Source organism: Nonomuraea sp. SBT364 (genome assembly GCF_001083785.1).
GTDB lineage: Bacteria > Actinomycetota > Actinomycetes > Streptosporangiales > Streptosporangiaceae > Nonomuraea.
Genome location: NZ_LAVL01000294.1, coordinates 1 through 5,269, shown reverse-complemented (window position 1 = coordinate 5,269; position 5,269 = coordinate 1). Strand labels below are relative to the sequence as shown.

4 protein-coding genes are annotated in these 5,269 nt (G+C 71.8%); 1 reads left to right on the top strand and 3 read right to left on the bottom strand.

All coding sequences use genetic code 11. The features are described from left to right. Positions 1-171: 171 nt before the first annotated feature. Both ADY59_RS46455 and ADY59_RS46450 read right to left on the bottom strand, forming a co-directional pair. On the bottom strand, positions 172-831 hold the full coding sequence (locus ADY59_RS46455; protein WP_049577513.1) for a potassium channel family protein: 660 nt from the start codon (positions 829-831) through the stop codon (positions 172-174). Continuing rightward, positions 831-1,496 (bottom strand): potassium channel family protein, encoded by a 666-nt coding sequence (locus tag ADY59_RS46450; protein ID WP_049577511.1) that lies wholly within the window; start codon positions 1,494-1,496, stop codon positions 831-833. The genes ADY59_RS46455 and ADY59_RS46450 overlap by 1 nt, the downstream gene beginning before the upstream one ends. A 103-nt stretch (positions 1,497-1,599) precedes the next feature. On the opposite strand from ADY59_RS46450, the gene ADY59_RS46445 reads away from it, so the two are divergent. Further along, positions 1,600-3,624 carry an APC family permease gene (locus ADY59_RS46445; protein ID WP_049577509.1) on the top strand — a complete coding sequence of 675 codons (2,025 nt, stop codon included), beginning with the start codon at positions 1,600-1,602 and terminating at the stop codon, positions 3,622-3,624. Here ADY59_RS46445 and ADY59_RS46440 read toward each other — a convergent pair. Beyond that, complete coding sequence (locus ADY59_RS46440; RefSeq protein ID WP_231619227.1) at positions 3,611-5,071, bottom strand: alpha/beta hydrolase; 1,461 nt, start codon at positions 5,069-5,071, stop codon at positions 3,611-3,613. The two genes, ADY59_RS46445 and ADY59_RS46440, sit on opposite strands and share 14 nt — an antisense overlap. Between the last annotated feature and the right edge of the window lie 198 nt (positions 5,072-5,269).

Here is a 5,269-nt window from a genome sequence, read left to right as displayed (position 1 = left end):
CGGATATCAAGTACGGTCGCGGGGGCTGGGATATGTGTAAAAGAGACGGCCCCGGACCCCGGCAACTGTGAGCCCGCCTCTCCGTGGGAGGCGGGCTTCGCCGTGGGTGGGGCGGGTCAGACGCGGCCGCGGGCCTCCGTGACCGGGACGAGGCCGCCGCCGGCGCTCACGTCAGTGCTGGCTGAGCAGGTGGGCCAGCTCCTGCTCGACCTCCTGGCTGGCCACGAACAGCAGCTCGTCACCCGCCTCCAGAGGGTCGTCGGCCGTCGGCACCAGGACGCGCCCCTCGCGCAGGATGGCCACCAGCGCGGCGTCCGTCGGCCACGGCACCGTGCCGGCCCGCTGGCCGACCACCGGCGCGTCGTCGGCGAGCGTGAGCTCGACCAGGTTGGCCTGCCCCTGGCGGAACGTCATCAGCCGAACCAGGTCGCCGACGCTCACCGCCTCCTCCACCAGCGCGCTCAGCAGCCGCGGCGTCGAGACCGCCACGTCGACGCCCCACGACTCGTTGAACAGCCACTCGTTGTTGGGATGGTTGATGCGCGCCACCACCCGCGGCACCCCGTACTCGGTCTTGGCCAGCAGTGACACCACGAGGTTGACCTTGTCGTCGCCGGAGGAGGCGACGACGACGTGGCAGTTGCTGAGCCCGGCCTCGTCCAGCGAGGCGATCTCGCAGGCGTCGGCGAGCAGCCACTCGGCCCGCGGCACACTGTCGATCTTGATGGCCTTGGGGTTGACGTCGATGAGCAGGACCTCGTGGCCGTTCTCCAGGAGCTCGGCGGCGATGGAGCGGCCGACGGCGCCGGCCCCGGCGATGGCGACGCGCATCATTCGTCCTCTTCCGGTGCGACGGCCAGCACCTCGTTGATCCGGTCCATGTCGTCCTCGGCGGCGATGACGTGCAGCACGTCGCCGTCCTGCACCATCGTGGTGCCCGAGATGACCACGGCCTCGCCCATCCGGTTGAGGAAGGCGATCCGGGCGCCGGCGTGCTCCTCCAGGTCGACGACGCGCGTGCCGATCCAGGCCGGGTTGACGGTCACCTCGGCCAGCACGACGGTGCCGGTCGGGTCGCGCCAGAGCGGCTCGGCGCCCTCGGGCAGGACCCGGCGCAGGATCTGGTCGGCGGTCCACCGCACGGTCGCCACCGTCGGGATGCCGAGCCGCTGGTAGACCTCGGCGCGCCGGGGGTCGTAGATGCGAGCCACCACGTCGTCGACGCCGAACGTCTCGCGCGCCACCCGGGCGGAGATGATGTTGGAGTTGTCGCCGCTGGAGACCGCCACGAAGGCGGCCGCGGACTCGACGCCCGCCTCGGTGAGCACGCCGCGGTCGAAGCCGATGCCGGTCACCCGGCGGCCGCGGAACCCCGCCCGCAGCCTGCGGAACGCCTGGGGGTCCCGGTCGATGATCGCGACCGAATGGCCGTTGTCCTCAAGGATGTGCGCGAGGGTCGATCCGACCCGGCCACACCCCATGATCACTATATGCATACTCCCCCGCACTCCGCGGTCGGCCCGTTGCTCGACACCAGTATGGCCCGCACTGGGAGCGCCCCGTCGGCGGCACGGGCGCATGGGACTAGCATTCCGTAACGTGGCGAAAGCATCGGATCTTGTCAAACGCCTGCTCGTGGGGCGGGCCCTGAGAAGCGGCCAGCTTCACGAGCAACTCCTCCCGAAACGCATCGCCCTGCCCGTGTTCGCCAGCGACGCGCTCTCCTCGGTGGCCTACGCGCCCCAGGAGATCCTGGTCATCCTGTCGCTGGCGGGCGTCTCGTTCTACACCTACAGCCCGTGGATCGCGATCGCCGTCGTGGTCGTGATGCTCACGGTCGTCGCCTCCTACCGGCAGAACGTGCACGCCTACCCGAGCGGCGGCGGCGACTACGAGGTGGCCACCACGAACCTGGGCGCCAACGCCGGGCTGACCGTGGCCAGCGCGCTCATGGTCGACTACGTGCTCACGGTCGCCGTGTCGGTGGCCAACGGCGTCGACTACGTGGGCGCGACGATCCCGTTCGTCGCCCAGCACAAGCCCGCCGTGGCCATCGGGATCGTCATCCTGCTCACCGTGATCAACCTGCGCGGCCTGCGCGAGTCGGGCGCGGCCTTCGCGATCCCGACGTACGCGTTCATGATCGCGGTGCTCGGGATGATCGCCGTGGGCGGGTTCGAGGTGGTCTTCCTGCACGAGGAGCTGCGCGCGCCCAGCGCCGACTTCGACATCGTGCCCGAGCAGAGCGACCTGACCGCGTTCGCCGCGGCGTTCCTGGTGCTGCGCGCCTTCTCCACCGGCTGCGCGGCGCTGACCGGCGTCGAGGCCATCAGCAACGGCGTGCCCGCCTTCCGCAAGCCCAAGAGCCGCAACGCCGCCACGACGCTGCTCATGATGGGCCTGATCGCGATCAGCATGTTCGGCGGCATCATCGCGCTCGGCCTGGCCTCCGGCGTCAAGGTGGCCGAGCCGTCGGTGGCGGCCACCGACCTGCTGCGGCCCGACGGCACGCCGGTCGGCCCCGGCTACCACCAGCAGCCGATCATCTCGCAGGTGGCCGACGCGGTCTTCGGCGGCGGGTCGCTGCCGTTCGTCGTCATCTCCGGCGTCACCGCGCTCATCCTGTTCCTGGCCGCCAACACGGCCTTCAACGGTTTCCCGGTGCTCGGCTCGATCCTCGCCCAGGACCGCTACCTGCCCCGCCAGCTGCACACCCGGGGCGACCGGCTGGCCTTCTCCAACGGCATCATCATCCTGGCCCTGATGGCCTGCCTGCTGCTGTGGGGATTCCAGGCCGACGTCAGCCGCCTGCTCAACCTCTACATCGTCGGCGTCTTCGTCTCCTTCACGCTGAGCCAGACCGGCATGGTCATTCACTGGACGCGCCGCCTGAAGACCGAGGACGACCTGAAGGTCCGCCACCAGATGCACCGCTCGCGGACGATCAACTTCTTCGGCGCGGTCATGACCGGGCTGGTGCTCGTCGTCGTGCTGCTCACCAAGTTCGTGGTCGGCGCGTGGATCGTGTGCATCGCGATGCCGATCCTGTTCCTCATGATGAAGGGCATCCGGCGGCACTACGACAACGTCGCGGCCGAGCTGGAGATCACCGAGGAGTACGACGAGTCGATGCTGCCGGCGCGCAACCACGCCATCGTGCTCGTCTCGAAGATCCACAAGCCGACGCTGCGGGCCCTGGCCTACGCCCGCGCCACCCGGCCGTCCACGCTGGAGGCCATCACGGTGGGCGTGGAGGGCAAGGAGGCGCGGGCGCTGCAGGAGGAGTGGGAGCGCCGCGGCATCCCGGTGCCGCTCAAGATGCTCAACTCGCCCTACCGGGAGATCACCCAGCCGATCCTCGACTACGTCAAGACCGTACGGCGCCGCTCACCGCGCGACGTGGTGACCGTGTTCATCCCCGAGTACGTGGTCGGCCACTGGTGGGAGCACCTGCTCCACAACCAGAGCGCCTTCCGGCTGAAGGCGCGGCTGCTGTTCAAGCCGGGCGTGATGGTGACGAGCGTGCCGTGGCAGCTGCACTCCTCCGACCGGCTGCGCGGCCGTCCCGAGCAGTACGCGCCCGGCGTGGTGCGGCGCTCGGGCGGCGAGGTCAAGAGCCGCTGAGCAGCGCGCGCAGCCTGGCCGTGTCGGCGTCGGCCCAGCCGGGCGGCGCGGCCACGGCCGCCCACCCGTCGGCGATGTTCGGGCCGTAGCGGTGACCGTGGCCGGGCGGCACCGACAGGCCCGCCGTCATGTCGACCAGCACCTGCCAGAACGTCACCAGCGGGAACCAGTTCATCTGCGGGTTGACGCCCGGCCCGCGCGGCCCTTCGAGCCAGCCGGGCCGGTCGTACACCAGCCGGGGCGTCCACCACACGACCGGGTCGGAGGCGTTCTGCAGGTAGACCACCCGCGGCTCCTTCCACGGACCGGGAGGCCGCCACAGGTCAGCCGGCTTCTGGGCGAACCGGAAGGTCTCGCCGTCGTCGTAGAGGGGCCGCCACAGCGGGCTGCCCGGGTCGCGCCGCGCCGTGACCAGGCTCCAGATGGGGTTGGCGTTCGGCGGTCCCACGAACAGCGCGCCGTCGGTCTTCGCGGCCAGCTCGTCCGGGCCGCGGAAGGCGTTCTCCAGCGCGAAGGAGCCGAGGCTCTCACCCGCGACCACCAGCTTGGGCCGGTCACCGGCGGGCAGCGCCGCCCAGCGGGCGCGCACCGCGTCGAACAGCGCCTCCCCGGCCCGCGCCGCCTTCTTCTTGTCCACCAGGAACGACACCCAGCTCGGCAGGTAGGAGTACTGCAGCGCGACCAGCGCCGAGTCGCCCCCGTACATGTACTCCAGCGGATCGGCCATGCCCTGGTCGACCCAGCCGGTGCCGGTGGTGCCCAGCACGGCCAGCACCGAGCGGCCGAACGCGCCGGTGCGCTCCAGCTCGCGCACGGCCAGCGCCGCCTGGTCGCGCGGTGAGGCCGCCGCGTCGAGCCCCACGTACACCCTGATGGGCTGGACGGCCGGGGCCCCGGTGAACGCCCGCACCCGGGACGGGGTGGTGGCGGTGCCGATGAACCTGCGCCCCTCCCTGCCCAGGGAGTCCCAGCTCACCAGCGACCCCGGGCCGCCGGACAGCGAGGCGGAGGCCGGCCGCTGGATGCCGGGATGGGTGGTGTCGTTGGTGACGGAGGAGATGTCGCTCATCGTCCGGACGAATCCGGAGAACAGCACGTCGTTGGCGAACACGGCGACGAGGAACCCGACGACGAGCACCCCGAGCACGTGGCCCACGTAGAACGGGACGAACCTGTCCAGCCAGCCGATCAGCCTGCGCCCGCCGAGCCGTACCAGCCTGGACAGCCCGAGGAAGAGCGTGAACAGCACGACGGCCAGCGCCAGGATCACCGGCGGGAACCAGGTGATGGCGGTGTCCATGCCCATGAGCGCCCGCAGGTCACGCTGCCAGTCGTAGCTGTACCACAGCGCCGCGGCGGCCAGCAGGGAGCAGCCCGTCAGCATGATCCGCCACGCGAGCCGCCGCCACCGCTCCGGCGGCCGGTAGCGCACCAGCGCCCGCCACACCGCCCCCGCCGACCACGGCGCTCACCTCGGAGGCGGCGGCCGTGGAGGCGATTATCCCGCCCCGCCCCCCCGCCCCGCGCGCCGGGCGCGCGGGGGGGGGCGCGGGCGGGGGAGGCGGCGGGGGGGGGCGCCGGGCCGCGGCCCCGCCCGCCACAGCCGCCGTCCGGTGCGGCGCGCGGCCCACCGCGGGGCCCGTAC

Coding starts and splice junctions, on each gene's coding strand:
- ADY59_RS46455 (WP_049577513.1), bottom strand. CDS start 831: ATGCGCGTCGCCATCGCCGGGGCCGGCGCCGTCGGCCGCTCCATCGCC.
- ADY59_RS46450 (WP_049577511.1), bottom strand. CDS start 1,496: ATGCATATAGTGATCATGGGGTGTGGCCGGGTCGGATCGACCCTCGCG.